Source organism: Arenimonas caeni, from assembly GCF_003024235.1.
Lineage (GTDB): Bacteria > Pseudomonadota > Gammaproteobacteria > Xanthomonadales > Xanthomonadaceae > Arenimonas > Arenimonas caeni.
Genome location: NZ_KZ679096.1, coordinates 1 through 25,043, shown reverse-complemented (window position 1 = coordinate 25,043; position 25,043 = coordinate 1). Strand labels below are relative to the sequence as shown.

24 protein-coding genes and 1 pseudogene are annotated in these 25,043 nt (G+C 70.4%); 15 read left to right on the top strand and 10 right to left on the bottom strand.

Annotated elements, in window-relative coordinates:
• The first annotated feature begins 9 nt into the window (after positions 1 to 9).
• Together pyrC and C6N40_RS11295 are read left to right on the top strand one after the other, a co-directional pair.
• The gene (gene pyrC / locus C6N40_RS11300; RefSeq protein WP_106991137.1) at positions 10 to 1,059 is read left to right on the top strand and encodes a dihydroorotase; all 1,050 of its coding nucleotides are present in this window, start codon (positions 10 to 12) and stop codon (positions 1,057 to 1,059) included.
• A gap of 46 nt (positions 1,060 to 1,105) precedes the next feature.
• Complete coding sequence (locus C6N40_RS11295) at positions 1,106 to 2,029, top strand: SDR family NAD(P)-dependent oxidoreductase (protein WP_106991136.1); 924 nt, start codon at positions 1,106 to 1,108, stop codon at positions 2,027 to 2,029.
• A gap of 12 nt (positions 2,030 to 2,041) precedes the next feature.
• Here the strand turns inward: C6N40_RS11295 and C6N40_RS14485 are convergent, their stop codons facing one another.
• Positions 2,042 to 3,028, bottom strand: a complete 987-nt coding sequence (locus C6N40_RS14485; RefSeq protein ID WP_240183509.1) for an isoaspartyl peptidase/L-asparaginase family protein — start codon at positions 3,026 to 3,028, stop codon at positions 2,042 to 2,044.
• 213 nt (positions 3,029 to 3,241) lie between these two features.
• Positions 3,242 to 3,841: pseudogene (locus C6N40_RS14480) on the bottom strand (cyanophycinase); the annotation flags it as partial.
• 229 nt (positions 3,842 to 4,070) lie between these two features.
• On the opposite strand from C6N40_RS14480, the gene C6N40_RS11285 reads away from it, so the two are divergent.
• The 5 genes from C6N40_RS11285 to C6N40_RS11265 all read left to right on the top strand — a co-directional run bounded on the left by C6N40_RS11285 (position 4,071) and on the right by C6N40_RS11265 (position 9,767).
• Entirely contained in the window at positions 4,071 to 4,664 is a 594-nt protein-coding gene (locus C6N40_RS11285) for an RNA polymerase sigma factor (RefSeq protein ID WP_106991182.1), read from the top strand.
• Positions 4,642 to 5,658, top strand: coding sequence for a FecR family protein (locus C6N40_RS11280; protein WP_106991134.1), 1,017 nt, complete (start codon positions 4,642 to 4,644; stop codon positions 5,656 to 5,658). Before C6N40_RS11285 ends, C6N40_RS11280 begins: the two co-directional genes overlap by 23 nt.
• Before the next feature lie 92 nt (positions 5,659 to 5,750).
• A complete protein-coding gene (locus tag C6N40_RS11275; RefSeq protein WP_106991133.1) occupies positions 5,751 to 8,801 on the top strand; it encodes a TonB-dependent receptor in 3,051 nt (1,016 codons plus the stop codon).
• 84 nt (positions 8,802 to 8,885) lie between these two features.
• Complete coding sequence (locus C6N40_RS11270) at positions 8,886 to 9,221, top strand: hypothetical protein (protein ID WP_106991132.1); 336 nt, start codon at positions 8,886 to 8,888, stop codon at positions 9,219 to 9,221.
• Between the two features lie 129 nt (positions 9,222 to 9,350).
• Entirely contained in the window at positions 9,351 to 9,767 is a 417-nt protein-coding gene (locus C6N40_RS11265) for a cytidine deaminase (protein ID WP_106991131.1), read from the top strand.
• Positions 9,768 to 9,773: 6 nt separating this feature from the next.
• Here C6N40_RS11265 and deoD read toward each other — a convergent pair whose 3' ends face one another.
• Genes deoD through deoC form a run of 4 tightly spaced genes read right to left on the bottom strand, consistent with a single transcriptional unit; the run spans position 9,774 to position 13,798 of the window.
• Complete coding sequence (gene deoD / locus C6N40_RS11260) at positions 9,774 to 10,490, bottom strand: purine-nucleoside phosphorylase (protein ID WP_106991130.1); 717 nt, start codon at positions 10,488 to 10,490, stop codon at positions 9,774 to 9,776.
• Between the two features lie 7 nt (positions 10,491 to 10,497).
• Positions 10,498 to 11,712: a phosphopentomutase gene (locus tag C6N40_RS11255; protein WP_106991129.1), complete on the bottom strand. Its 1,215-nt coding sequence runs from the start codon at positions 11,710 to 11,712 to the stop codon at positions 10,498 to 10,500.
• A complete protein-coding gene (gene deoA, locus C6N40_RS11250; protein WP_106991128.1) occupies positions 11,709 to 13,055 on the bottom strand; it encodes a thymidine phosphorylase in 1,347 nt (448 codons plus the stop codon). Before deoA ends, C6N40_RS11255 begins: the two co-directional genes overlap by 4 nt.
• On the bottom strand, positions 13,055 to 13,798 hold the full coding sequence (gene deoC, locus C6N40_RS11245; RefSeq protein WP_106991127.1) for a deoxyribose-phosphate aldolase: 744 nt from the start codon (positions 13,796 to 13,798) through the stop codon (positions 13,055 to 13,057). The genes deoA and deoC overlap by 1 nt, the downstream gene beginning before the upstream one ends.
• A 77-nt stretch (positions 13,799 to 13,875) precedes the next feature.
• Here deoC and C6N40_RS11240 point away from each other — a divergent pair, with 77 nt between their 5' ends.
• Together C6N40_RS11240 and C6N40_RS14330 are read left to right on the top strand one after the other, a co-directional pair.
• On the top strand, positions 13,876 to 14,859 hold the full coding sequence (locus C6N40_RS11240; protein WP_106991126.1) for a glycerophosphodiester phosphodiesterase family protein: 984 nt from the start codon (positions 13,876 to 13,878) through the stop codon (positions 14,857 to 14,859).
• A gap of 63 nt (positions 14,860 to 14,922) precedes the next feature.
• Positions 14,923 to 15,348 (top strand): hypothetical protein, encoded by a 426-nt coding sequence (locus C6N40_RS14330; RefSeq protein ID WP_205208599.1) that lies wholly within the window; start codon positions 14,923 to 14,925, stop codon positions 15,346 to 15,348.
• Here the strand turns inward: C6N40_RS14330 and C6N40_RS11230 are convergent, their stop codons facing one another.
• Positions 15,349 to 15,921, bottom strand: a complete 573-nt coding sequence (locus C6N40_RS11230) for an NADPH-dependent FMN reductase (protein WP_106991125.1) — start codon at positions 15,919 to 15,921, stop codon at positions 15,349 to 15,351.
• A 136-nt stretch (positions 15,922 to 16,057) separates the two neighbouring features.
• On the opposite strand from C6N40_RS11230, the gene C6N40_RS11225 reads away from it, so the two are divergent.
• Positions 16,058 to 16,963, top strand: coding sequence for an arginase family protein (locus C6N40_RS11225; protein WP_106991124.1), 906 nt, complete (start codon positions 16,058 to 16,060; stop codon positions 16,961 to 16,963).
• On the opposite strand, the gene C6N40_RS11220 is transcribed toward C6N40_RS11225, so the two are convergent.
• From C6N40_RS11220 to C6N40_RS11210, 3 genes are read right to left on the bottom strand one after another with little or no spacing between them, the layout of a single operon-like run.
• The gene (locus tag C6N40_RS11220; RefSeq protein ID WP_240183508.1) at positions 16,890 to 18,002 is read right to left on the bottom strand and encodes a lipid A deacylase LpxR family protein; all 1,113 of its coding nucleotides are present in this window, start codon (positions 18,000 to 18,002) and stop codon (positions 16,890 to 16,892) included. The genes C6N40_RS11225 and C6N40_RS11220 overlap by 74 nt on opposite strands.
• Before the next feature lie 47 nt (positions 18,003 to 18,049).
• Positions 18,050 to 18,943: an LOG family protein gene (locus tag C6N40_RS11215; RefSeq protein ID WP_106991123.1), complete on the bottom strand. Its 894-nt coding sequence runs from the start codon at positions 18,941 to 18,943 to the stop codon at positions 18,050 to 18,052.
• Complete coding sequence (locus tag C6N40_RS11210) at positions 18,940 to 20,352, bottom strand: MBL fold metallo-hydrolase RNA specificity domain-containing protein (RefSeq protein ID WP_106991122.1); 1,413 nt, start codon at positions 20,350 to 20,352, stop codon at positions 18,940 to 18,942. Before C6N40_RS11210 ends, C6N40_RS11215 begins: the two co-directional genes overlap by 4 nt.
• 430 nt (positions 20,353 to 20,782) lie before the next feature.
• On the opposite strand from C6N40_RS11210, the gene C6N40_RS11205 reads away from it, so the two are divergent.
• Genes C6N40_RS11205 through C6N40_RS11185 form a run of 5 tightly spaced genes read left to right on the top strand, consistent with a single transcriptional unit; the run spans position 20,783 to position 24,965 of the window.
• The gene (locus tag C6N40_RS11205; protein WP_106991121.1) at positions 20,783 to 21,391 is read left to right on the top strand and encodes a TetR/AcrR family transcriptional regulator; all 609 of its coding nucleotides are present in this window, start codon (positions 20,783 to 20,785) and stop codon (positions 21,389 to 21,391) included.
• The gene (locus tag C6N40_RS11200; protein ID WP_106991120.1) at positions 21,388 to 22,539 is read left to right on the top strand and encodes an efflux RND transporter periplasmic adaptor subunit; all 1,152 of its coding nucleotides are present in this window, start codon (positions 21,388 to 21,390) and stop codon (positions 22,537 to 22,539) included. The genes C6N40_RS11205 and C6N40_RS11200 overlap by 4 nt, the downstream gene beginning before the upstream one ends.
• Complete coding sequence (locus tag C6N40_RS11195; RefSeq protein WP_106991119.1) at positions 22,536 to 23,741, top strand: ABC transporter permease; 1,206 nt, start codon at positions 22,536 to 22,538, stop codon at positions 23,739 to 23,741. The genes C6N40_RS11200 and C6N40_RS11195 overlap by 4 nt, the downstream gene beginning before the upstream one ends.
• A complete protein-coding gene (locus C6N40_RS11190) occupies positions 23,734 to 24,459 on the top strand; it encodes an ABC transporter ATP-binding protein (protein ID WP_106991118.1) in 726 nt (241 codons plus the stop codon). The genes C6N40_RS11195 and C6N40_RS11190 overlap by 8 nt, the downstream gene beginning before the upstream one ends.
• Positions 24,460 to 24,494: 35 nt before the next feature.
• The gene (locus C6N40_RS11185; protein WP_106991117.1) at positions 24,495 to 24,965 is read left to right on the top strand and encodes a cytochrome c; all 471 of its coding nucleotides are present in this window, start codon (positions 24,495 to 24,497) and stop codon (positions 24,963 to 24,965) included.
• Positions 24,966 to 25,043 lie beyond the last annotated feature (78 nt).

Here is a 25,043-nt window from a genome sequence, read left to right as displayed (position 1 = left end):
CGTGCCGCCATGACCGCCACCCGCCTCACCCTCACCCGCCCCGACGACTGGCACCTGCATCTGCGCGACGGCGACATGCTGGCGCGGGTGCTGCCCGACACCGCGCGCCGCTTCGGCCGCGCCATCGTCATGCCCAACCTGGTGCCGCCGGTGGTCAACGCCGCGCTGGCCGGCGCCTACCGCGAGCGCATCCTCAAGGCGCTGCCGGCGGGCCTGGATTTCGAGCCGCTGATGACGCTCTACCTCACCGAGCGCACCACGCCCGCCGACATCGCCGAGGCGAAGGCATCGGGCTTCGTGCATGCGGTGAAGTGGTACCCGGCCGGCGCCACCACCAACTCCGACTCCGGCGTGCAGCAGATCAGCCGCTGCCACGAGACGCTTGCGGCGATGGAGCAGCACGACCTGCCGCTGCTCATCCACGGCGAAGTGACCGACGCGCACGTGGACGTGTTCGACCGCGAGGCCGTGTTCATCGACACCCTGCTCAGGCCGCTGGTGCAGCGCTACCCGAAGCTGCGCATCGTGCTCGAGCACATCACCACCCGGCAGGCCGCAGAGTTCGTGGCGGCGGCGCCGGCCAACGTGGTGGCCACCATCACGCCGCACCACCTGCTGATGAACCGCAACGCCATCTTCACCGGCGGCATCCGCCCGCACCACTACTGCCTGCCGGTGCTCAAGCGCGAGGAGCACCGCCTGGCGCTGGTCGCCGCCGCCACCAGCGGCAGCCCGAAGTTCTTCCTGGGCACCGACAGCGCCCCGCACACCCGCGGCGCCAAGGAAGCGGCCTGCGGCTGCGCCGGCATGTACAGCGCGCACGGCGCCATCGAGCTTTACGCCGAGGTGTTCGAGCAGGAGAACGCGCTCGACCGGCTCGAAGGCTTCGCCAGCTTCCACGGCCCGGATTTCTACCGCCTGCCGCGCAACACCGGCACGATCACCCTGGTGCGCGAGCCCTGGGTGGTCCCGGCCGAGCTGGGCGAGGGCGCCACCGCCCTGGTGCCGCTGCGCGCCGGCACCGAGCTGGCCTGGCGGGTGGAAGGCCTGGCGGGCTGAGCCCGTCTTCACTTCGCGACGGCACCGGCCGGCGCATCTTGGCGCCATGAAAAAGCTCATCGGCGCCCTGATTTTCTACGCGCGATTCGCCGTGCCGTTTTCGCGGATCGGCCACCGCCGGCGCGTGCGCGCGCCGCTGGATGCCGACTTCGGCGGCCAGCGCTGGGTCGTGACCGGCGCCACCGGCGGCATCGGCCGCGCCATCGCGCTGGGCGCGGCGGCCCGGGGCGCCACCGTGCTGGCCCTGGCCCGCGACGGCCGCAAGCTCGACGCCCTGGTGGCCGGGGCAAAGGGCCCCGGCCGCATCGAGGCCGTGCAGGTGGACCTGTCGCTGGCGGCCGAGCTGCGCCGCGTCGCCGCGGCCATCGCCGCCTCCGGCCGCGTGGACGTGCTGGTGCACAACGTCGGGGTGATGCTGCACGAGTTCGGCCGCACCGAAGAGGGCGTGGAGCGCAGCTTCGCGACCAACCTGCTCGGGCACTGGGTGCTGGACGCCGCGCTGCGCCGCGAAGGCGCGCTCGATGCGCGCAGCGCCATCATCTCGATGAGTTCGGGCGGCATGTACGGCGCCGCGCTGTCGCTGGATGAACTCGAAGCCCCCGATGCCGGACGGCACGACGGCTTCCTCGCCTACGCCCAGCACAAGCGCGCCCAGGTCGAACTGACCCACTACTGGAATTCGCTGGGCCCCGATGCGCCCAAGGCCTGGGTGATGCACCCGGGCTGGGTGGACACCGACGGCGTGCGCAGTTCGCTGCCCGGCTTCCGCAAGGTGTTCCGGCGCGTACTGCGCAGTGCCGACGAAGGCGCCGACACCGCGCTGTGGCTGGCCGCCACGCGCCCGCCGGTGGCCGAGGGCATCTGGCTCGACCGCCAGCGCGACCCGGAACACGCCTTCGGCTTCACGCGCAGCGGCGCGGACGCCCGGGCGCTGGCCGACTGGCTTGCGGAGCGCGCCGGCCGTTGCTGAGGGGGCGGGCGCTCAGCGACCCGTGAAGCGCGGCTCCGGCAGTTCTTCGCCGCGGAACACCGCCACGTGCGGCACGCCGTCGGCGCCGATCCAGCCGCGGTACATGCCCTCGGTGTTGAACGGGAAGGCCACGCTGCCGTCGGCCCCCATCGCGATCGCGCCGCCGTCGCCGCCGCTGGCCGGGATGGTCCGGTTGATCACCGCCTCGGCCGCGCGCTGCACGTCCACGCCGCGGTACTTCATGCGCGCGCAGATGTCGTGCGCCGCCGCGGCGCGGATGTAGAACTCGCCCCAGCCGGTGCCCGACACCGCGCAACGCTCGTCGGCCCAGGTGCCGGCGCCGATGATCGGCGAGTCGCCGACGCGGCCGTAGCGCTTGTTGGTCATGCCGCCGGTGGAGGTGCCCGCGGCCAGTCGGCCGCCGTTGTCGAGCGCCAGGGCGCCGACGGTGCCGAAGAAGGCCTTGGCCGGCAGCGGCGCGCTGGCCTGGGTGTCGGCCTCGGCGGCGAGGGCGTCCTGCAGCTGGCGCCAGCGCTTCTCGGTGCGGAACCAGGACGGATCGACCAGCTCGACCTGCTGCTCGGCCGCGAAGGCCTCGGCGCCGTCGCCCACCATCATCACGTGGCGCGACTTCTCCATCACCGCGCGCGCGAGTTGGATCGGGTTGCGCACCCGGTGCAGGCCGGCCACCGCGCCGGCGCGGCCGCTGGCGCCGTCCATCAGCGAGGCGTCGAGCTCGTTGCGGCCCTCGTGCGTGAACACCGCGCCGCGGCCAGCGTTGAACTGCGGCGCATCCTCGAGCAGGGTGATCGCGGCGGTGACGGCGTCCAGCGCCGGCTTGCCGGCCATCAGCTCGGCGTGGCCGGCGCGCAGCGCCGCCTCGAGCGCGGCGCGGGCCGCGGCCTCGTCGCTGGCGTCGAGGCCGGCGCGCTCCACGCCGGCACCGCCGTGGATGACCAGCAGCGGCGAGTCCAGCGCCACCAGCACGCCGTCGCGCACCGCATAGGTGCGGCGGAAAGCCGGGTTCTCGACGCGACCCGACGGCAGGTGCAGCACCGAGTCGACGTCGACCCCGAGCACCTCGAAGCGTTCGAGCTGCATCGCCTCGTCCTCGCGCTGGGTGCGGGGGAAACCGCCCGGCACCACCGTTGCGCCGGCGCCCGGCGCGGTCGCATAAACACGTGCGCGGCCGTCGGCGTCCACCGCCAGCGCCGCGTCCTCGTCCACGCCCAGGCCGACGATGCGGCGGTCTTCACCGGCCATCGCCTCGGCCTTGGCCACGAAGGCCACCAGCCGGCCCAGGCGGTTGCGCTCGCGGAAGTGGGTGTCGGTGAGCACGCCCTTGAGCAGCGCCAGGTCCAGGAAGCCGGTTTCGATGGTGTTGCCCGGGCCCAGCGGGTCTTCAAGGGCCAGCGGGCTGACCTGGCTGGCGCCGTCCATCGCGCCGTAGACGTATTCGCCCAGCATGGCCAGGCCGGCGCTGGTGCCGCCGATCGGCTTGCCGTCGCGAACGTGCTTTTCGAGCGCCGCCGCCACCGGCGTGCCGCGCCAGTAGCGCACGTAGCGCGACTGGTCGCCGCCGGCGATGAAGATGCCGTCCGCGCGCGCCAGGCTGCGCAGCAGGGCCGGGTCGGTGGAGGCTTCGCGGTTGGCCACCACGTAGGTTTCCACCGAGGCCAGGCCGCCGACCTCGCCGTAGAACTCCTCGGCGACCTCGTTGGCCAGCGAGGCGCGCAGCACCACCACGTGGCCGTTGCCGGCGCGCTCGAAGAACCAGCGCAGGGCGTCGTGGTTGCGGTCGCCGCCGCCCATGAGCAGCAGGCCGGGGCGCACCTGGCCGGGCGTGGGCGCGGTCGGGTCGCCGAGCTGGTAGTGGGCGTAGTCCGCGGCCGAGGCCAGCGGTGCGAGCAGGGCCAAGCCCAGGGTCCAAAGCCACCTGCCACGTCCAGCCATGCCGCGCTCCCCTTTTTTTTGATCCTCCAGTATGGGACGAACGGAGGTCCAATATCCCCACCCCGGGCCTTGGGCTATGGTGTGGGGCATGCCCGCCTGCCACGACGACTGGTTCGTCCGAGAAATCCTCGTCCACGAGGCGGCGCTGATGCATTTGCTGCGCCGCTGCTGGCCCCACCGCGATGAACTGGCCGACCTGCGCCAGGAAGTCTACGTGCGCGTCTACGAGGCCGCGGGCAAGGCGCTGCCCGAACAACCCAAGGCCTTCCTCTTCGCCACCGCCCGGCACCTGCTGGCCGACCGGGTGCGGCGCAGCCGGGTGGTTTCGATCGAGACGATGGGTGATTTCGAGGCCTTGAACGTCCTGATGGTGGACGGGTTGTCGCCGGAGCACTGTTGCGGCGCCCGCCAGGTGCTGCGTCGGCTGTCGGATGCCTTCGACCGCCTGCCGGCCCGCTGCCGTCAGGTGGTGTGGCTGCGTCGGGTGGAGGAGTTGTCGCAAAAGCAGGTGGCGGCGCGCCTGGGCATCAGCGAGAAAACGGTGGAAAAGCACCTGGCCAAGGGCATGCGCCTGATGGCCGAGGGTTTCCACGGCGGCACCGGCGACGGCCTCGACCTGGCGGCGCTTGCGCCGGCCGTGGCGCGACGGGAGAAGCGCAATGCACGCCAGCACGCAGACTGACCGACGCGCCGCCGAATGGCTGGCGCGCCGCGAGGGCGACCACTGGGACGGAACCCAGGCGGCGGCGCTGGAGGCGTGGCTGGCGGCCGACACCGCGCACCGCGTGGCCTTCCTGCGCGTGCAGGCGGCCTGGGAGCAGGCCGCGCGCCTGCGCGCGCTGGCACCGGTGCAGCCGGCGGCGAACGGCGGCGGCGTGAGCGTGATGACGCCCCGGCCCCGGCCGGCGTCGACGCCGGCACGCCCGCGGCGCTGGATCCGGGGTGCGGCGGGGCTGGCGGCCGTGCTGGTGCTGGGCCTCGGCCTGGCCGGCGCCTGGTGGCGCAGCGGCATCGAAACCGCCGACTACCGCACCGCGCTGGGCAAGCTCGACACCGTGCCGCTGTCGGACGGCTCGCGCGCCACGCTCGGCAGCGACAGCCGCATCCACGTGCGGCTCGACCGCGGCCAGCGCCGGGTCGAGCTCACCCGCGGCGAGGGCTATTTCGAAGTGGCCAGGGACGCCGCCCGCCCCTTCGTGGTGGCCGTGGGCGACTACCGCGTGGTGGCGGTGGGCACCGCGTTCTCGGTGCGCCGCCAGGGCGAGGAACTGCGCGTGGTGGTGACCGAGGGCACCGTGCGGCTCGAGCCGGGCGGCGAGCGCCAGGGGCAGCCCACGCTGCTGCCGGCCGGCAGCGTGGCCAGCACCAGCGGCGAGGGCGTGCTGGTGCGCCGGCAGTCGCTGGAGGAGGTGGCGCGGCTGGTGGACTGGCGCGAGGGCTTCCTGGCCTTCCAGGACACCTCGCTGGCCGCGGCCGCCGACGAGTTCAACCGCTACAACGCCCGCCGCCTGGAGCTGGGCGACCCGACCGCGGCCGCCCTGCGCGTCGGCGGCAGCTTCCGCTGGGACAACCTCGAAACCTTCGTCGCACTGCTCGAGGCCGGTTTCCCGGTGTGCGCCGAGCGCCGGGAGCAGGCGATCGTGCTGCACTCGGCCGGCGCGGCCGCCTGCCGCTGAGCACCCCCTCCCGGGGAAGGGGGGGATTTGCCCGGCTCGTTCGTCGTGATGCTTGAGGGCGCCGCCTCGCGCGCCCACCAGGGGAGGGAATCATGCGCTTGAAGTTTCGACACTTGCTGTTGAGCCTGGCCTGTTCCGCGGCGCTTTCCGCGCACGCGCAGGAACCGCCGGCCCGGCCGATCGACATCCCGGCCGGCAGCCTCGCCGGCGCACTGGACGCGCTCTCGCGCCAGTCGGGCACCCAGGTGGTCTACCCGGCCGACCAGCTGCGCGGCGTGGAGACGGGGGGCGTGCAGGGGACGCTGACCTCGGACCAGGCGCTCGACCGGCTGCTGGCCGGCAGCGGCTTCGCCGCCCGGCGCGGGGAGTCGGGTGCGGTGGTGATCGTGCGCAGCGACGCCGCGGCGCCCGCGCCGGCGCCGCGCGCCCAGGCCGAACCGGCCCCGGCCGCGCCCGCCGCGCAGGCCGAGGAGCCGCCGGCGGTGCTCGAGACGCTGCAGGTGACCGGCTCGCGCATCCCGCGCACCCAGATCGAAGGCCCGGCGCCGATCACCGTGGTCACCGCCGCCGACATCAAGGCCGGCGGTTTCGTCAGCGTGCCGGACGTGCTGGCATCGCTCACCCAGAACGGCGGCGAGACCCAGAGCCAGCAGTCGGCCGGTGGCGCCGACTTCTCGCCGGGCGCGCAGCAGGTGGACCTGCGCGCGCTGGGCCCGAACCACACGCTGGTGCTGGTCAACGGCCGGCGCATCGCCGACTTCCCGTTGCCCTTCGGCGGCCGCAGCAACTTCACCGACATCTCCAGCCTGCCGCTGGGCATGATCGACCGCATCGAGGTGCTCACCGGCAGTGCGTCCGCCATCTACGGTTCGGACGCGATCTCCGGCGTGGTCAACCTGATCCTGAAGAGGGAAGCCGACGGCACCACCATCGACTACCGCTACGGCCAGACCGAGCGCGGCGACGGTGCCTCGCACCGCCTGAACATCTCCGGTGGCCTGGGCAAGGGCAACTTCAACGTGGTGGCGGGCCTGGAATACCGGGCGCAGGACCCGATCTGGGGCTTCCAGCGCCGGCAGCAGGACTCGAGCTTCGACGCGCCCAATCCCTCGCGCTACGGCTACCCGCCGCGCAACTTCCTGATCACCGACTGGTGGGACGACTACATCGACCCGGGCGAGGACACCTGCGCCGCGCTGTCGGGCCTCAACGAAGGCACGATGCAGCACGCCTACCGCCGCAACTACGGCTACTACTGCGGCTCCGACCGCGCGGTGGCCTACCGCACGATGGTGAGCGAGCGCGACGGCGTGAACCTGTTCGCCTCGATGGGCTACGACATGGCCAACGGCATGCGCTGGTTCGCCGACGTGCAGGCCGGCCGCCACGAGGTGTCGCTGTTCCGCGCGCCGCGCAGCTGGTCGCTGATGACGCCCGACGGCATCGAGTGGGACTACTTCTACAACCAGAACACCGACCAGCTCGAGTACTGGCAGCGCCAGTTCACGGTGGAGGAAATGGGCGGCCTGGGCACCGGCATGGTCAACACCGTGCAGAAGACCTTCGGCGTGACCACCGGCTTCACCGGCACCATCGGCAGCGACTGGGACTACGAGGCGGCGCTGAGCCACTCGCAGTACCGCGCGCGCATCAGCTGGCCGCAGATCGTGGCCTCGGCCGCCAACGACCTGTTCCTTGGCCCGCTGCTGGGCTACGACGGCGACGGCTACCCGATCTACGACGCCGACTACTCGCGCATGTACACGCCGCTGACCCGCGCCGAGTACGACTCCATCTTCGCCCGCACCACGTACAACCCGGAGTCGGAGACCCAGAACCTGTCGTTCACGCTGACCAACGCGTCGCTGTTCGAGATGGCCGGCGGCAGCGCCGGCTTCGCGGCCACCGCCGAGCTGGGCCGCCAGTCCTACGACCTCAAGCCCGACCCGCTGGCCACGGAGTACTACTACTACAGCTGGAAGGACTCGGACGGCGCCGGCAGCCGCAACCGGTGGGCGCTGGCGGGCGAAATGCGCCTGCCCGTGCTCGAGACGCTCAACCTGAGCGTGGCCGGTCGCTACGACCAGTACCGGTTCGCCGGACGCGACCCGGGCAAGTTCACCTGGAGCGCCGGCATGGAGTGGCGTCCGCTCGACAGCCTGCTGGTGCGCGGCTCCTACGGCACGGCCTTCCGCGCCCCGGACCTGCACTACGTGTTCACCGGCCCGGGCAACGACGAGACCTCGGTGGTGGACTACTACCGCTGCGACACCGAGGAGGCGGGCGAGAACTACGACGACTGCAGCTACGGCGACGAAGGCATCATCCGCAGCCGCGTCGGCAACCGCGACCTCGAGCCGGAAACCAGCGATTCGTGGACGGCGGGCATGGTCTGGTCGCCGACGTCCTGGCTGGACCTGTCGCTGGACTATTTCAGCATCGACATGCGCAACCAGGTGCAGGACCTGCGCGCCAACGACGTGATGCAGCGCGAGCGTGACTGCCGGCTGGGCATCAACGGCCAGAGCCCATCGTCGGCCACCTGCGCCGACGTGCTGGGACGCGTGACCCGTACGCCCTCGGGGGCCATCTACGGCGTGCACGTGAACCCCATCAACATCGCCCGTGAGCAGACCAGCGGCGTGGACTTCAGCGCCAACCTGCGCATGGAGACGCGCCTGGGCGACTTCGGCCTGTCCGGTGCCTACACCTGGGTGCGCGAGCATGACATCCAGGAGTACCCGGACGAGCCGGTGGTGGACATGTTCGCGGTCAACAGCGGCTTCGACATTCCGCGCAGCAAGGCCAGCCTGCGCCTGTCGTGGCAGCGCAATGGCTGGAGCGCCGCCATCCAGGGCCGCCGCCTGGGCAGCCTGCCCAATGGCTGGTCCTACGACGAGGTGTGGGAGGAGGGCGATCCGGGTCCGAAGATCGGCGCCACCTACCGCTACAACGCCACGGTGGGCTTCCAGTTCAACGACCACTCGCAGATCAGCCTCGCGGTGGTGAACCTGATGGACAAGGCGCCGCCGCACGACCCGACCTACACCTCGTACCCGTACTACGACATCTCGTGGTTCGACACCGAGGGCCGAAGCTTCTACCTGCAGTACACCCACAAGTTCGGCGGCGAACCACTCTGAGCCACCGGCAGGTCCGTTCCAGAGGGGCCGCCGCAAGGCGGCCCCTTTTCTTACCCCGCAGCGGGGAATCCAGAGGAGTAACAAATGAAGTTGAGCATCACCGGACTTCCGGCGGCCTGCGTGCTTGCCATGGCCCTTGCCAGCGCGCCCGCGACCGCCGAGGACCTTGATTTCACCCTGGTCAACGACACCGACAGCGTCCTGACCGAGTTCTATGCCTCGCCGGCCGACGTGGGCGAGTGGGAAGAGGACATCCTGGGTTCCGACGTCCTGGGCTCGGGCGAGAGCGTGGAGATCGTCATCGCCGACGGTCGTACGCAGTGCGAGTACGACCTGCGTTTCGTCTTCGACGATGAGTCCGAGACCGTCGTCGAGGCCGAAGACATCTGCGAGACGGGCAGCTTCACCATCACCGAGTGACCCAAGGCCCGGGGCGCCCCGCGCCCCCGGCCCGCTGGATGGCCTGCGCTTGACGCAGGTCATTCACGGCCCCGGCCCGGCGGCGCGATTCTGAATCGCGCCGATGTGGCGCCTGCCAGGCCCAAGCCCATGCCCGACAACAGCCAGCGGGAAATGCTCGTGGACTTCGCCGAGCATCATCTTGAGCAGGCGCACGCCCCTTGGTCGGGCCTGCTGGTCGGCGCTGCGGTGCTGACCCTCGACGGCGGCATCCATTTCGGCTGCAACGTGGAAAGCGCGGCCTTCCCGCTGGGCGGCTGCGCCGAGCGCCATGCCATCGCCGCCGCGGTGCTGGCGGAAGGCCCGGACATGCGGGTGGTGGCCGTGGCGATCGCGGCGCGCGACGCCAACGGCCGGGTGATGGCGGTGCCGCCCTGCGGCGGCTGCCGCCAGATGATCCGCGAGTTCGGCCCACAGGCCGAGGTCGGCTGGCGCACCGGCGACCGCACGGCGGCCTGGCACGCCATCGGCCACCTGCTGCCGGAAGCTTTCGAACTGCCGCAGTAGGCGCGGTCAGGGCGCGGGCATCGCCGCCGCGCCGTCCAGGGCCAGGCGGATCATCCGGTCCAGGCCACGTTCGCGCTCTTCGGGCGTCATCGCGCCACCATCAAGAAGATGGTCGGACACCGCCAGCAGCGCGCCGGCTTCGACGCCCAGCGCGGCGGCTGCGCCGAACAGGCCCGCCGCCTCCATCTCGATGCCCAGGATGCCCATGCCCGACAGGCGCGCCACCAGCGCCGGGTCCGGATGGTGGAACAGGTCGGTGGAGAAGATGTTGCCCACGTGCAGGGGCGTGCCCGCGCTTTCGGCCGTGCCGGCCAGCGCCCGCAGCAGCGGCCAGGATGCGGTGGCCGGGAAATCGTGCCCGCCGAAGCGCTGGCGGTTGACCCCGGAGTCGGTGCCGGCGCCGACGGCGAGCACGAGGTCGCCGAGCGTCACCCGCGGGCTCACGGCGCCGCAGGTGCCGACGCGCAGCAGGCGGCGCACGCCGTGCTCGCGCACCAGTTCGGTGGCGTAGAGCACGCAGGAGGGAATGCCCATGCCGCTGCCCATCACCGACAGGCGCTGGCCCTGCCACAGGCCGGTGTAGCCGAACATGCCGCGGGTGCTGGTGATCTCGCGCGCGTCGGCCAGGTAGGCCTGGGCGATGTGGCGGGCGCGCATCGGGTCGCCGGGCAGCAGCACGGTGGGCGCGAAGTCGCCGGGGGCGGCGTTGATGTGCAGGCTCATGGTGTCCTCAGAAGGCGGCCCGGCCGTGGGCGAGCGGCGGCAGGCCGAACCAGGCCGCCAGCGACTGACCGGCGTCGGCGAAACTGGCGCGCACGCCGGCATCGCCGCCGCGCAGGCCCGGGCCCCAGGCCAGGAAAGGAATGTGTTCGCGGGTGTGGTCGCTGCCGGGCCAGGTGGGGTCGTTGCCGTGGTCGGCCACCAGCACCAGCACGTCGTCGGGGCCGAGCGCGGCGCGCAGGCGCGGCAGCATCGCGTCGAAACGTTCGAGCGCGTCGGCGTAGCCGGCCACGTCGCGGCGGTGGCCGAACTCCTGGTCGAAATCCACCAGGTTGGTGAAGACCAGGGTCTGGTCGCGGGCACCGGCGAACGCCGCCAGGCTGGCCTCCACCAGCGCCTCGAGGCCGTGCGCGCCGACCGCGCGGCCGATGCCGCGCCCGGCGAAGATGTCGCGGATCTTGCCCACCGCCACCACCTCGCCGCCGGCCTGTCCAAGCAGGTCGAGCAGGGTCGGCTCCGGTGGCGGCACGGCGTAATCGCGCCGGTTGGGCGTGCGGGTGAAACCGCGTTCGGCGTCCCCGGTGAACGGCCGGGCGATGACGCGGCCGATGCGCCACTCGTCGGCGAGGCGGCGCGCGCCGGCGCAGGCTTCGAGCAGGCGCGCCAGGCCGAAGGCCTCCTCGTGCGCGGCGATCTGGATCACCGAGTCGGCGGAGAAATACAGGATCGGCAGGCCGGTGCGCAGGTGTTCGGCGCCGAGGTCGTTGATGACCTGGGTGCCGGAGGCGTGGCGGTTGCCCAGGAAGCCGGGCACGCCGCAGGCGTCCGCCAGCCGCGCCAGCTCCCCGGGCGTGAGCGTGTGCTCGCGCTGCGGGAACAGGCCCCAGTCCCAGGGCACCGGCAGCCCGCACAGTTCCCAGTGTCCGGAGACGGTGTCCTTGCCGCGCGACCGCTCGCGCGCACAGCCGTGCATCGCGTGCGGGTCGACCGCGCCGCCGAGGCCGGGCAGCGGGCGGCCGCAGGCCAGGCGCGCGGCCTCGCCCAGGCCGAGCGACACCAGGTTCGGAATCGCCAGCGCGCGGCCGCGGCCGCCTTCGCCTTTCGGGCGCGCGCACCACTCGGCGATGTGGCCCAGGGTGTTGGCGCCTTCGTCGCCATAGGCAGGGGCGTCGGGCAGGGCGCCGACGCCGAGCGAATCGAGCACGAGCACCATGGCGCGGCTCATGCGCCCGCCGCCTTCGCATCGATGCGTGCCAGCACCAGCGGCTGCCCGGCCGGTGGCCGTTCGTCGATCCGGAAGCAGGGCGCCAGCCGCGCCAGCGTGGCCGACAGCGCCGCGTCGTCGGCGGCATGCACGCGCAGCAGCGGCTGGCCGGCCTCGATGGCGCTGCCGACCGGCACGATGGCGTCCAGGCCGACGCGCGTATCGATGCGGTCGTCGCCGTGGCGACGGCCGCCGCCGAGGTCCACCACGGCCTCGCCGAGCGCGCGGGTGTCGATGGCGGCGAGCCAGCCGCCCGCGGTGGCGGGCAGGTCCGCGCTGCAGGGGGCGGGCGGCAGGTGGCGATCAGTGGCCTCGAACAGGTCGGCCGGGCCGCCAAGGGCGTGCACCATGCGCGCGAAGCGTTCGGCCGCCGCGCCGCTGGCCAGCGCCGCGCGTGCGCGGGCGCGCGCCTCGTCCAGGTCCGCGGCCAGGCCGCCCTGGCGCAGGGCCACCGCGCACAGTTCGATGCTGGCCGCGACCAGCCGCGGCGCCACCGGCTCGCCGCGCAGGCAGGCCAGCGCGATGCGCAGTTCGAGCGCATTGCCCGCCGCGGGGGCCAGCGGCTGCGACATGTCGGTGACCAGGGCTTCGGTGCGCAGCCCGGCGCCGTTGGCCACAGCCACCAGTTCGCGCGCCAGCGCGAGCGCGGAGTCGTGGTCGGGCAGGCTGGCGCCGTTGCCGGATTTGACGTCCATCACCAGCGCATCGACGCCGGCGGCGAGTTTCTTGCTCAGGATCGACGCGGTGATCAGCGGGATTGCATCGACCGTGGCGGTGACGTCGCGCACGGCATAGAGCCGGCGGTCGGCCGGCGCCAGGTCGGCGCTGGCGCCGACGATGGCCAGGCCGGTATCGCGCACCACGCGCACGAGTTCATCGGGCTTGGGCGCGCTGCGATAGCCGGGGATCGCGCCGAGCTTGTCGAGCGTGCCGCCGGTGTGGCCCAGGCCGCGGCCCGAGAGCATCGGCACGAAGGCGCCGCAGGCGGCGAGCATGGGCGCCACCAGCAGGCTGGTGCAGTCGCCGACGCCACCGGTGGAATGCTTGTCGAGCACCGGGCCGCCGAGGCCGGCCGCACGCCAGTCCAGGCGCCGGCCGCTGTCGCGCATGGCCAGGGTGAGCGCCACGGTTTCGTCGTGGTCCATGCCGCGCAGGCACACCGCCATGGCGAAGGCGCCGAGCTGGCCGTCGCAGAGCGAGCCGTCGGCGATGCCGGCGATGAACTCGCGCAGTTCCCCGGCCGCCAGTGCATGGCCCTCGCGCTTGCGCCGGATGACGGCCTGCGGGCTGGCCACGGCGTGCATCAGCCTTGCGCGGCCAGCCGCGCGAGCACTTCGTCGGCCAGGCTGCTGGCGCCGATGCGCATGCGCGAGGGACGCGCCCAGATCGGGCCGAGCACGCGGGCGGCGATGTCGAAATACCGGGCCGCGTCTTCCGGCGTGCGGATGCCGCCGGCGGCCTTGAAGCCGCAGCGTGCGCCGGTTTCGGCGATCGCGGCCAGCATCACTTCGGCGGCCTCGGGCGTGGCGTGCACGCGGGCCTTGCCGGTGGAGGTCTTGATGAAGTCGGCGCCGGCATGGATGGCCAGCAGCGAGGCCTCACGGATTCGCGCCTCGGTGCCGAGTTCGCCGCTTTCGATGATCACCTTCAGCGGCAGCGGGCCGCTGGCCTCGTGGGTGGCGCGCAGGGTGGCGACCACGGCGTCGATGTCGCCGGCGACCAGGGCGCGCCAGGGCAGCACCGCATCGATCTCCTGGGCGCCGGCGCCGCGGGCGCGGAGGATCTCGCGCCGGCAGCGGGCCGGGTCGTCGGCGCCGTCGGGGAAGTTCACCACGGTGGCGATGGGCACGCCGGCCAGGCCGCGCTGGTCGAGGCCGGCGCGGGCGCTGGTGATCATCTCGGGGTGCACGCACAGCGCCGCCGGCGCCACCGGCAGGCGGGCGGCGAGGTCGCAGAGCGCATCGATATCGGCCGGCGTGTCGGACTCGCCCAAACGGGTGAGGTCGAGGCAGGCCAGCAGGCGGTTGAGGAAGGCGGGATCGTCCATGCCGGGCAGTCTGCGGGGCTCCGGGGCCCCCGGCCTTGACCCCGGTCAGTTTCGGGCGAGGCCGGTAAGATCCGGGCATGGCCAGCCCCGACCATCCACCCGCCCGGGTGATCGCCCACCGCGGCGCCAGCGCTTGGCTGCCCGAACACACGCTGGAGGCCTTCGCGCGGGCGATCGCCGACGGCGCCGACGCCATCGAGCCCGACCTGGTGATGAGCGGCGACGGCGCGCTGGTGGTGCGACACGAGAACGAGCTCTCGGACACCACCGACGTGGCCACGCGGCCGGCGTTCGCCGCGCGCCGCTACCGCCGGCAGGTGGACGGCGAATGGCGCGAAGGCTGGTTCAGCGAGGACTTCACGCTGGCCGAGCTGCGCACGCTGCGCGCGCGCGAGCGCCTGCCCGGGTTGCGCCCGACCGCGAACGACGGCCGCTTCGCGCTGCCCACGTTCGAGGACGTGCTGGCGCTGGCGGCCGCGGAATCCGCGCGCCTGGGCCGCGACATCGCCGTGGTGCCCGAGCTCAAGCACCCGAGCCATTTCGCGGCGCTGGGCCTGGACATGGTGCCGGCCCTGCTGCGCGTGCTCTCGACGGATGCGTACGCGCGCCGGGCACCAATGCTGGTGCAGTGTTTCGAACCGGAAACGCTGCGCCGCCTGCGTGCGGCACTGCCGCGCGACGGCCGGGTGCGGCTGCTGCAGCTGGTGGGTGCGTCGCCGGTTTTCGCCAGCCTGCTCTCGCCCGAGGCCCTGCGCGGGGTGGCCGGGTACGCCGACGCCCTCGGCCTGCCGGCGGCGATGCTGCCGCTGGCGCCCGGCGTGGAAGGCCAGCGCAGCGCGCTGGTCGACGCCGCGCGCTCGGCCGGACTGGCCGTTTACCTGTACACCTTCCGCCCCGAGAACTACTTCCTGCCCGAGGCGCTGCGCAGCGGCGACGGCCCGGCCGCGCGCCACCCGGCGGGTTCGGTGCGCGAGATAAGAACCTACCTGCCGACCGGCATCGCCGGCTTCTTCACCGACGACCCGGCGATCGGGCGCGAGGCGGTGGACGGCATGGCCTGAGCCGCGCTTGTCGGTGCCGGCCCGGCTGCCTATGCTCGCCGCAGAGTCCGACCGGAGCAGGCCATGGCCACCATCGAGGACCTGATCGCGCGCGCCGTGCTGGCGCCCTCGAGCCACAACACCCAGCCCTGGCTGTTCCGCCCGGGCGAGGGCCACGTGGAGCTGCTGGCCGACCGCACGCGTGCGCTGCCGGTGAACGACCCCGACGACCGCGAGCTGGTGATCAGCTGCGGCGCCGCGCTGCTGACGCTGCGGGCCGCCGCGGCCGGCGCCGGCCTGCAGGCCCTGCAGCGCGCCCTGCTGACCGGCGTCGTGCATGGGCTGCAGGCGTCCTATCTCAACCAGCCGGTGGAACTGCCCGAACTGCGCGGCCGCGTGCAAGCCCTGGTGCCCGAGGCCGGCGTGCCGCAGCTCGTGATGCGCTGGGGCCACGTCGACGCCATGCTGCCCGCGGCGCCGCGCCGGCCCCTGCGCGACGTGGAGGACTGATCAGGCGTTGCGGGGCAGCACCGTGAGCACGCGTTCGACGAAGGCTGCGTACTCCTCCATGTACTTGCGCAGGAAGGATTCGGTGCGCTCGTTGGTGACCTTGCCCTCGTCGTCGATCAGGCCGGGCGTGAACTGGATGTAGGCCTCGACGGTGTTCATCAGCGGCGAGTTGCAGAAGCACAGCACGCCGCGCAGCTGGTGCTGGGCGACGGCGGTGCCGATCGAGCCCGGCGAGGTGCCGATGACGCCCGAGGGCAGGCGGGTGAAGGAGTTCTCGCCCCAGGGCCGGCTGGCCCAGTCGATGGCGTTCTTGAGCGCGCCGGGGATGGAGCGGTTGTATTCCGGGGTGACGAACAGCACGGCGTCGATATCGGCCAGCGCGGCCTTGAAGCGGCGCGCCGGCTCCGGGAAATCGGCGTCGTAGTCGTAGCTGTAGAGCGGCAGGTCGCCGATGGGGATCTCGCGCATGGCCAGCTGCGGCGGGGCCAGCCTGGCCAGGGCCAGGGCCAGCTTGCGGTTGATGGAGGCCTTGGCGAGGCTGCCGACCAGGTAACCGGCCTTGTAGGTCTTCATGGCGAGATCTCCGCTGCAGGGGGCCCGGGCAGTCTTTGCCTGCAGATGTTAGGTGCACGTGAACCGGGGCGAATTGGTCTCATTCCCCGCGACGGCCGTTGGCGAGACTCTGGGGCCCGGAGCGGAGGGTTGGCCCATGCGCGTGGTCTACAGCGAACTGATCAACGCCCCGGCGCAGGGCTACTCGCCCAGCGCCGCCAAGCCGGCCGCGGTGATGGCGGCCTGGTTCGCCGCGTGGTCGCAGCTGCAGGTGCGCGCGCCGGTGCCGGTGACGCGCGAACAGCTGTGCCTGGCGCACGACGCCGACTTCGTCGACGGCGTGCTCTCGCTGCGCAGGCCCAACGGCTTCGCCACCCGCAACGCCGCCGTGGTCGCCAGCCTGCCCTACACCAGCGGCGCCATGCTCACCGCCGCGCGCTGGGCGCTGGAGGCGGGCGGCGCGGTGGCGGCGCCGGTGTCGGGCTTCCACCACGCCAGCTGGGATGAGGCCGCCGACTTCTGCACATTCAACGGCCTGATGGTGGCGGCGCGGGTGCTGCAGGCCGAGCGCCCGGGGCTGCGCGTGGGCATCCTTGATTACGACTACCACTACGGCAACGGCACCGACGACATCCTGGAGCACGTCGGCCGCGCCGGCCTGGTGCACATCACCGCCGGCGAGCGCTGGCACCACCACGCCGACGCCCGCGCCTTCCTCGAGAACATCTCCCGCGACCTGGCCGAACTCGACGGCTGCGACCTGGTGCTCTACCAGGCCGGCGCCGACCCGCACGTGGACGACCCGCTGGGCGGCTTCCTCACCACGCCGCAGCTGGCGCTGCGGGATTGGCGGGTGTTCGCGGGGCTGCGCGAGCGGGGGATTCCGGTGGCTTGGAACCTGGCCGGCGGGTACCAGGATCCGCTGGCGAAGGTGGTGGGGATCCACGTCAACACGATGCGGGCGATCAGGTGCTCTGGTTCGGCGTTGACTAGAGGTCCATGCTCAGTGCAATCGAGCCGTAGGCATGGCGTGATTCCTGCTCATCAAACTCTCGAGTCTTGAAGACACGCATGACCGCGAACTTTGTTCGTCGCCCGAAGATTGAGCCTTGCAGGGCGAAGCCGATCGCGACCTGTCCGACCAAGGGGCGGCGGCTCACCGCGTGACTGTCTTCGAACAGGTTGCCATCCAGGGAGAAGTCGTACCCAACTGCCTTGGCCTCCAGTAGGACGAAGAAGTGGCCGCCCAGAGAGGTGGTGAGATCCTGGCTTTGGGTCTGCCCGGCCGCCATGGGCGAGCGGTTCTCGGCGCCGGGGCGGATCGGGTAGGTACCGAAATCGTCCGGCAGGTCCCGGCCGAAACGCCCCTCCCAACTCAGGGTGGCTGACGTCTCAATATTGCCGAACCGAAACCCCCGGCTAGTGATCTGGTCCATGGCCCATGCGCCAGTCTGGCCAAAAGGATTGCTCCGATACCGGACCTTGTGGTCCGCAGCGACCTGGAAGGCCGGTTCGTTCTCCAGTTGATGTTCCCAGCCTTGGAAGGTGTCCTCGCCGATCAGCTCGTGGACGAGGGTCTGGGACTGCTCGGCGAGCGAGAGCGGCCCAATCACGCCGAGGGTCACCTCGCGCGTGTCGAGGACTTCGCGCCCCGGGGTTGGCAGCGGGTGACGTCGGTTCCAAGACGAGCCGACATAGAGCAGGCCCGCGTAGGGGCGATCGTTCTCGATCAGGTCAGTCCGCGCGTAATCCTCGGGGGTGTACATCGACTGCCCGAATTTCACCACGACATTCTCGCGTGTCGTCCTCGGATCGCCTGCCCAGAACCCTGGGTTTACGGCATCGATGAGCCGGGCCTGGACTCGCAAGAGCCCGGGCAGGCAATCCCGGGACATGCCTGGTCGGCGGTCCTGTGAGACCAAGGTGACCGATACGCCGTTCGTGTAGTTCTGATCTGTCCCGGCAAACAGGTCGTTCTCCAGGCGTAGGCTGCCGCCCCGAAGCTCAAAGCCGGAGCCCGACTCACACGATTCCGTGGCCTGGGCGGTGGACTCGCTGAGGGTCGCTCCAGCCAGCGCGACTACGCACGCCGCCAGTCGCATTGACGCCAAGGATAATGGCAGCCCCGGTGGGCTCGGTGTTCGGCGACTCATGGCACCCACTCCGGGTGGCTGGCATCCGGCACGTGCCCACCATAGAAAGCCTCGAGCTGCCGGACGATGTCTTCTGCGGACTCTGCGTACGAGAACAGCTTCAGGTCCTCAGGCGAGATCAGCCCATCTTCAACGAGGAAGTCAAAGTCGATCAGGCTTTTCCAGAAGGCCGAGCCCACCAGGATCACGGGGACCTTGGGCATCTTCCCGGTCTGCACGAGGGTGAGGACCTCGAAGAGCTCATCGAGCGTGCCGTAGCCCCCGGGGAAAGCCACCAGCGCCTTTGCCCGGAGCAGGAAGTGCATCTTGCGCAGGGAGAAGTAGTGGAACCGGAAAGCCAATTCCGGGGTGATGTAGGGATTGGGCTTCTGTTCGTGGGGCAGGGTTACGTTCAGGCCCACCGAACGAGCCCCGACTTGGTAGGCGCCCCGGTTGGCCGCCTCCATGATGCCCGGGCCACCGCCCGTGACCACCACGAACTCACGGCGGCCCTCCCGCTGAAAGCGGCTCGAGACCAGTGACGCGAATCGCTGGGCCTCGAGGTAGTAGCGCGAGTACTTCACCGCCCGCCGGGCGGCGAACATTTCCCGGTGCGCGTTCGGCCGGTCAGGATCCGACCGATGAAGTGCCTGGACTTCGTCAAGCTGGGCCGCAGCCGCCTCCAGTGACAGGATCCGGGCCCCGCCGAAAACCACGATGGTTGACTGGATGCCGGCTGCCCGCATGGCCCGTTCGGGCTTGAGGAACTCGAGCTGCAGGCGCAGGGGCCTGAGGTCGTCGGACGACAGCAGATCCGTATCCTCGTGGGCCAGGCGGTAGGCGCTGGCTGAGGCAATCTGCTCGGCCAGGCCCTCCGGTGGCACCAGGGCTTCGTCATTGGCGGCGCTCATGCGCTGGCCCCCGGCAGCTCGTACACCTCGCCCACGCGAGGCACGGTCGCCGTCCAACCCGGGCGGCTATTGAGCGCGCTGGCCAAGGCCTGGGCCGAGGCATCCTCGCCATGGACCACGAACACCTGTCGGGGCGGCTTTCGAAACCCCTCCGCCCAAGCGAGCAGGGCTTCGCGGTCTGCGTGGGCGGACAAACCGCCGACCGTGTGGATCTTGGCCCGGACCCGCACGTCCTGGCCGAGCAGGCGCACGGTTTGCTGGCCCTCCACCAGGCGCCGCCCCAGGGTGCCGCGTGCCTGGTAGCCGGTGATCAGGACCGCGCACGAGCGCCGGCTGAGATTGTGGAACAGGTGATGGCGGATCCGACCGGCATCGCACATGCCGCTGGCCGAGATGATGATCAGCCCAGAGCGGACGTTGTTGAGCGCCATGGACTCCTGCGCCGTCTCGGTAAACCGCAGGCGCGGCAGGCCCGTGCCGGCCTCCTTCCACTGCACCAGCTCCCGGGCGGCTTCATCAAACAGGGCCGCATGTTTCTGCGTAATGCGGGTCGCCTGCGTGGCCATGGGCGAGTCGACCACGATATTCAAGGGGGCGATCCGGCCCTCACGGGTCAGCCGGTGCAGGTGGTAGATGACTTCCTGGGTACGCCCCACGGCGAAAGCCGGGACGATGACGTTCCCGCCGGCGAGGGTGTGCTCGACGATGCCCGCCAATTCCTCGCGGGTGGCTTCCTGGTCCTTGTGGGAGCGGTCGCCGTAGGTTGACTCGATGAAGAGCAGGTCGGCGTCTTCGATGGGGGTGGGGTCCCGCAGGATCGGGCGTCCCGGCTGACCAAGGTCGCCGCTGAAGACAATCTTGGTGGTCTTTTCGCCTTCGGAAACCCAGACCTCAATGATGGCCGAGCCCAGGATGTGGCCGGCATCGCGGAACAGGCACATGACGTGAGGGCGGGGCTCCACGCGCTGGTCGTAGGCGCAGGGACGCACCTGCCGCAAGGCTTGCTCTGCATCCGCCATGCCGTAGATCGCTGCTTCCTCCGGGCGAGGTGGCTTTCGCTGCTTGGCTCGGCGCCGTGCCGCCCGTTCGGCGTCCGACTCCTGGATGTGGGCACTATCGCGGAGCATCACCTCGAGCAAATCGCGCGTGGCCGACACCGTGTGGATCGGGCCCTCGAACCCATGGCGGGTCAGCTTGGGCAAGAGGCCGCTGTGGTCGATGTGGGCATGGGTGAGCAGCACGAAGTCGATGGTGGTGGGGTCGAAAGGGAAGGGAGCATGGTTGCGTGCCATGGACTCACGCCCGCCCTGGACCATGCCGCAATCGACCAGGAAGCGGACGTGTTCGGTCTCGATGAGGTAGCAGGAGCCCGTGACTTCACGGGCTGCGCCGAGAAAATGGATCTTCACGTGGGGTGACCTTCTTCGGCCGGCGCTGCCTGGGATCACGGGGAGATCGCAGCGCCTGGAGGGTGGCTCGCCTCCGTCCCGCCGGGCGGGGAGGGGAGGAGTCTGCCGGCGCGCCGGCGGTGAACCTGGCGGCGGGGTATCCCGTCGAGCAAAGTAAGCGGTCACTACCTTAATCCTACCGCTTGGCGACGGCAAGCGCACCAGCCCTTAGGGCCGGACCGGCGGCCCGGTCACAGCGGGCCAAATCGGGCTCGACGGCTCAAGGAAACCGCCTGAAATAGCGGGTATAAGGCCGATTCGTCAGCCGCAGATAGGCCGGTGTTGGCTGAACCGTTCCCCATCGAGACGTTGGAGTCCGGCCCTAGGGCTTGACGTCGTCACCGCCACCAAAGATAGTAAGCACTCACTCGCACATATCACGGAGCGACCTGTGAGCACGCATCCCAAGCACCTGCCCGCCGACGAGCGCCGCACCGTCACGGTGGAAGCCGTCGTGGCGTTGGCGGGCGAGAGCAATCCAGCCGAGATCACCACCTCGGCCATCGCAAAGCACATGAAGCTGACCCAGGGCGCCCTGTTCCGCCACTTCCCCTCCAAGGACGCCATCTGGCAAGCGGTGATGGAGTGGGTGACCACCCGCCTCCTGCATCGCATCGAGCGCGCTGCCGCTGGCGTCGAGTCGCCGTTGGCCGCCATGGAGGCCATGTTCCTCAGCCATATCGAATTCGTGTCCGAGCATCCGGGCATCCCCCGCATGATGTTCAGTGAGCTGCAGCGCAAGGAGTCCAGTCCCGCGAAGGAAATGGCCCGGACTCTGATGGCGCGCTATTCCGACCGGCTGCGGGTACAGATCCAGCACGGTATCGCCCTGGGCGAGATCGCGCCCGAAACGGACCCGGATACCGCGTCGATCCTGTTCATCGGCCTGATCCAGGGGATCGTCATGCAGTCGATGCTGGCGGGTGACCCCAAGGTGCTCAAGGCTGAAGCGCCCAAGGCGTTTGCGATCTATCGCCGCGGCCTGGAGGCACAACGATGAAATTCACCGCCGTTTCCCGGCGCACCCTGGGCCTGATCGCAGTGGCGATCCCCATCGTTGCCCTGTTCATTTACGTCGTGATTCGATCCGGCCCGATGGCGCCGGTGTCGGTCACCACGTCTTCCGTGACCATGCGCGAGCTCAAGCCCCAGATTGCTGGCGTTGGCACGGTCGAAGCCCGCTACGCCCATCGCGTTGGACCGATCACCCCCGGCCGGCTGCTGCGGGTCGAGGTGCAGCCCGGCGACCCGGTCGAAGCCGGCCAAATACTGGCCGAGTTGGACCCCGTCGACCTGGACCAGCGACTCGACGCCCTGCGAGCCGCAGCGGACCGCGCCGAGGCCGCCCTCTCGGAGCTCGAGGCGCGCCATGCGTTCGCGGCCTCCCAGGCGGATCGTTACGAAAAACTCTTCACGGCCCATGTCGTCAGCGAAGAGCAGGTCATCACCAAGCGGCAGGAGCTGCGGATCGCGGAGTCGGCGCTCAACGCCGGTCACAAGGAGATTGCCCGCGCCCGTGCCGACGTCAGGGCCGTGGAGAGGCAGCGAGACAGCCTTATCCTGCGTGCGCCGGTCGACGGTATCGTCGCCGCGCGTACGGCAGATCCGGGCACGACGGTCGTCGCTGGCCAGTCGGTGATCGAGGTAATCGAACCCGGCGAAGTCTGGCTCAACGCCCGCTTCGATCAGGTCAGCGCCAATGGGCTCGTGGCGGGGCTGCCGGCCGTAATCGAGTTGCGCTCCCGTGAGGGCGAGTTCTTTGGCGGCGAAGTCGTGCGTGTCGAACCCAAGGCTGATCCGGTGACCGAGGAAACCGTCGCCAAGGTCGCGTTCGCGGAGGAGGTCGAACCGCTGCCGCCGCTGGGCGAGATTGTTCACCTGACCGTGCACCTGCCGGTGCGCAAGGCCGCCTTCGCCATTCCCTCGGCGGCGCTGCGCCGGGTGGATCATGTCATCGGCGTCTGGAAAGTAGTCGACGGCGATATTGAATTCGTACCAGTGCGTACCGGTCCGACGGACCTCCAAGGCTACGTCCAGGTGCTGGATGGCCTGCAGGTAGGCGACGTGGTCGTTCTCTACAGCGAGACCACCCTGACAGCCCGCACCCGGATTCGTGAGGTTGAAGCGCTGCCGGGAGCCGCTCCGTGATCAGTCTGGCCGGCCGGGACATCCTGCACTCGTGGGGCAAGTTCGTCTTCACCGGCATCGGACTGGGTCTGCTGATTGGCGTCACCCTGGTCATGGCGGGTGTCTATCGTGGCATGGTGGACGACGGCAAGGCCCTGCTTGATAACAGCGGTGCCGACTTGTGGGTGGTCCAGCAGGGCACCCTCGGGCCGTATGCCGAGTCCTCGAGCGTCAATGACGACATGTATCGGGCAATTTCGGCCATGCCCGGAGTGGAAGAGGCCTCCAACGTCACCTACCTGACCATGCAGGTGCGCAAGGGCGAGGCCGATGTGCGCGCCATGGTCGTGGGCATCGCGCCGGGTGGCAACGGAACAAGCGCCGGCTGGCCCCCGTACCTCATCGCGGGGCGCCAGATCACGCGCAGCCACTACGAGGCCGTGGCTGACGTGGCCACCGGCTTTAACCTCGGCGACCGCCTCACCATTCGTCGAAACCAGTACACCGTCGTCGGCCTGACGCGGCGCATGGTGTCCTCGAGCGGCGATCCGATGGTGTTCATCCCGCTAAAGGATGCCCAGGAGGCGCAGTTCCTGCGCGACAACGACGCCATCCACCAGAGCCGCCGGCGTAATGCCGAGAACCCCACCTTCAACCGGCCCGGCGTGCCTGATCTGCTCGAGTCAGTCAATGCTTCCCAGGCAACCAACAGCTTCGTCAACGCCATCCTGGTCCGGCTTGGTCCGGGGGTCGATCCCGAGCTAGCCGCGGAAGAGATCGAGAAGTGGAAGCGGCTGACGGCCTACACGCGGCTCGACATGGAGAAGATTCTGGTTGGCAAGCTCATCGCCACATCGTCCAAGCAGATCGGCATGTTCCTGGTGATCCTGGCGATCGTCAGTGCCGCCATCGTGGCCTTCATCATCTACACCCTGACGATGGACAAGATCCGTGAGATCGCGGTCCTCAAGCTCATCGGCACGAAGAACAGCACCATCGCCTGGATGATCCTGCAGCAGTCGCTGGTTCTCGGCGTGATCGGCTTCGTGGTAGGCAAGATCACGGCGACCTTCGCCGCACCACTGTTCCCGAAGTACGTGCTGCTCTTGCCCGTGGACGCCGCCATGGGCTTCGGTTCGGTTCTAGTCATCTGCGCGCTGGCGAGCCTGATCGCCATCCGGATGGCCCTCAAGGTGGATCCTGCGGAGGCGATCGGTGGCTGAATCACGTGGACTGGGCATCAAGATCGAGGGCCTGCGCAAGCGCTACGGTTCTGGCGACTCGGCCGTGGACGCCCTCAAGGGCGTGGACATGCACGTCGCCCCGGGCGAGGTGGTCGGACTCATCGGGCCTTCGGGCTCCGGCAAGAGCACGCTGCTCAAGTGCCTGGGCGCGGTGATCGACCCCACGGCCGGCAAGATGACGCTCGGCGGCAAGGTCATCTATGACAATGGCTGGATCACGCGTGACCTGCGCGCCCTGCGGCGCGACAAGATCGGTTTCGTGTTCCAGGCACCGTACCTGATCCCGTTCCTGGACGTGACCGACAACGTCGCATTGCTTCCGATGCTCGCCGGCATGGCCAACGGTGCGTCCCGCGAGCGGGCCCTGGAACTGCTCACGGCCCTGGACGTCCAGCACCGGGCGATGGCCATGCCCTCCCAGCTCTCCGGCGGCGAGCAGCAGCGCGTGGCGATAGCCCGTGGTCTCGTCAATCGGCCACCGGTGATCCTGGCCGACGAGCCCACGGCGCCGCTGGACAGTGACCGCGCCATGGCGGTGATTCGCATCCTCAACGCCATGGCCAAGAAGTTCGAAACCGCAATCATCGTGGTGACCCACGACGAGAAGATCATCCCGACGTTCCGTCGCATCTATCACATCCGCGACGGGGTAACCCATGAAGAAGCGGGAGAGGGCAGGCCGATCGACGGCCCCTGAGGCTCATCCCTCCAACCATCAGGAGATCCTGATCCATGTCTACTGAGCCTTTTTGCCCGCCATCCCCCTCGGGCTCGGGAGCGGCCACTGTCCTTCTGGCGCTCTCGCTTTTCTTCGCCCCGTCCGTGGGCGCCGCGGATCAAGATCCGCTGGAGCTGCAAAAGATCATGCAGGAGCTCGGCGAGCAGATGCAGCTCGTCGCCGGCGCCATCTCCCGCGAGGACTGGGAGGCAGTGGCTGAAGCTGCGCCCAGAATCGCCAAGCACCGGGCGCCACCGTTCACCGAGAAGGCCCGCATCATGGCGTTCCTGGGAAGCCATGCTGCTGAGTTCCGTGCCGCCGACCGCCAGGCCCACGACGCCGCCATGAAGATGGGTGCGGCGGCGCAGCGCCGTGATGGCGAGGGTGTCATCCAGGCCTATGCAGAGGTGCAGCAGGCCTGCCTTGCCTGCCACCAAGCGCATCGGGCGGAGTTCCGGGCCCACTTCTACGGGAGTGCGCCCTGATGCGACGCCACCGCTCCTGGCATGGGCGCGGAAAAGGTGTCGCCCCCTGGGTGTTGAGGCGCGCTGAAAATTGACCAG

Excerpts from the sequence above, each read along its gene's own strand:
- pyrC (WP_106991137.1), top strand. The coding sequence starts at position 10 with ATGACCGCCACCCGCCTCACCCTCACCCGCCCCGACGACTGGCACCTG.
- C6N40_RS11280 (WP_106991134.1), top strand. The coding sequence starts at position 4,642 with ATGCACGCCAGCACGCAGACTGACCGACGCGCCGCCGAATGGCTGGCG.
- C6N40_RS11255 (WP_106991129.1), bottom strand. The coding sequence starts at position 11,712 with ATGAGCCGCGCCATGGTGCTCGTGCTCGATTCGCTCGGCGTCGGCGCC.
- C6N40_RS11200 (WP_106991120.1), top strand. The coding sequence starts at position 21,388 with ATGAAATTCACCGCCGTTTCCCGGCGCACCCTGGGCCTGATCGCAGTG.
- deoC (WP_106991127.1), bottom strand. The coding sequence starts at position 13,798 with ATGGACGATCCCGCCTTCCTCAACCGCCTGCTGGCCTGCCTCGACCTC.
- C6N40_RS11270 (WP_106991132.1), top strand. The coding sequence starts at position 8,886 with ATGAAGTTGAGCATCACCGGACTTCCGGCGGCCTGCGTGCTTGCCATG.
- C6N40_RS11295 (WP_106991136.1), top strand. The coding sequence starts at position 1,106 with ATGAAAAAGCTCATCGGCGCCCTGATTTTCTACGCGCGATTCGCCGTG.
- C6N40_RS11215 (WP_106991123.1), bottom strand. The coding sequence starts at position 18,943 with ATGAGCGCCGCCAATGACGAAGCCCTGGTGCCACCGGAGGGCCTGGCC.
- deoD (WP_106991130.1), bottom strand. The coding sequence starts at position 10,490 with ATGAGCCTGCACATCAACGCCGCCCCCGGCGACTTCGCGCCCACCGTG.
- C6N40_RS11240 (WP_106991126.1), top strand. The coding sequence starts at position 13,876 with ATGGCCAGCCCCGACCATCCACCCGCCCGGGTGATCGCCCACCGCGGC.
- C6N40_RS11230 (WP_106991125.1), bottom strand. The coding sequence starts at position 15,921 with ATGAAGACCTACAAGGCCGGTTACCTGGTCGGCAGCCTCGCCAAGGCC.
- C6N40_RS14330 (WP_205208599.1), top strand. The coding sequence starts at position 14,923 with ATGGCCACCATCGAGGACCTGATCGCGCGCGCCGTGCTGGCGCCCTCG.
- C6N40_RS11285 (WP_106991182.1), top strand. The coding sequence starts at position 4,071 with ATGCCCGCCTGCCACGACGACTGGTTCGTCCGAGAAATCCTCGTCCAC.
- deoA (WP_106991128.1), bottom strand. The coding sequence starts at position 13,055 with ATGCACGCCGTGGCCAGCCCGCAGGCCGTCATCCGGCGCAAGCGCGAG.
- C6N40_RS11185 (WP_106991117.1), top strand. The coding sequence starts at position 24,495 with ATGTCTACTGAGCCTTTTTGCCCGCCATCCCCCTCGGGCTCGGGAGCG.
- C6N40_RS11265 (WP_106991131.1), top strand. The coding sequence starts at position 9,351 with ATGCCCGACAACAGCCAGCGGGAAATGCTCGTGGACTTCGCCGAGCAT.
- C6N40_RS11275 (WP_106991133.1), top strand. The coding sequence starts at position 5,751 with ATGCGCTTGAAGTTTCGACACTTGCTGTTGAGCCTGGCCTGTTCCGCG.
- C6N40_RS11225 (WP_106991124.1), top strand. The coding sequence starts at position 16,058 with ATGCGCGTGGTCTACAGCGAACTGATCAACGCCCCGGCGCAGGGCTAC.
- C6N40_RS11220 (WP_240183508.1), bottom strand. The coding sequence starts at position 18,002 with ATGCGACTGGCGGCGTGCGTAGTCGCGCTGGCTGGAGCGACCCTCAGC.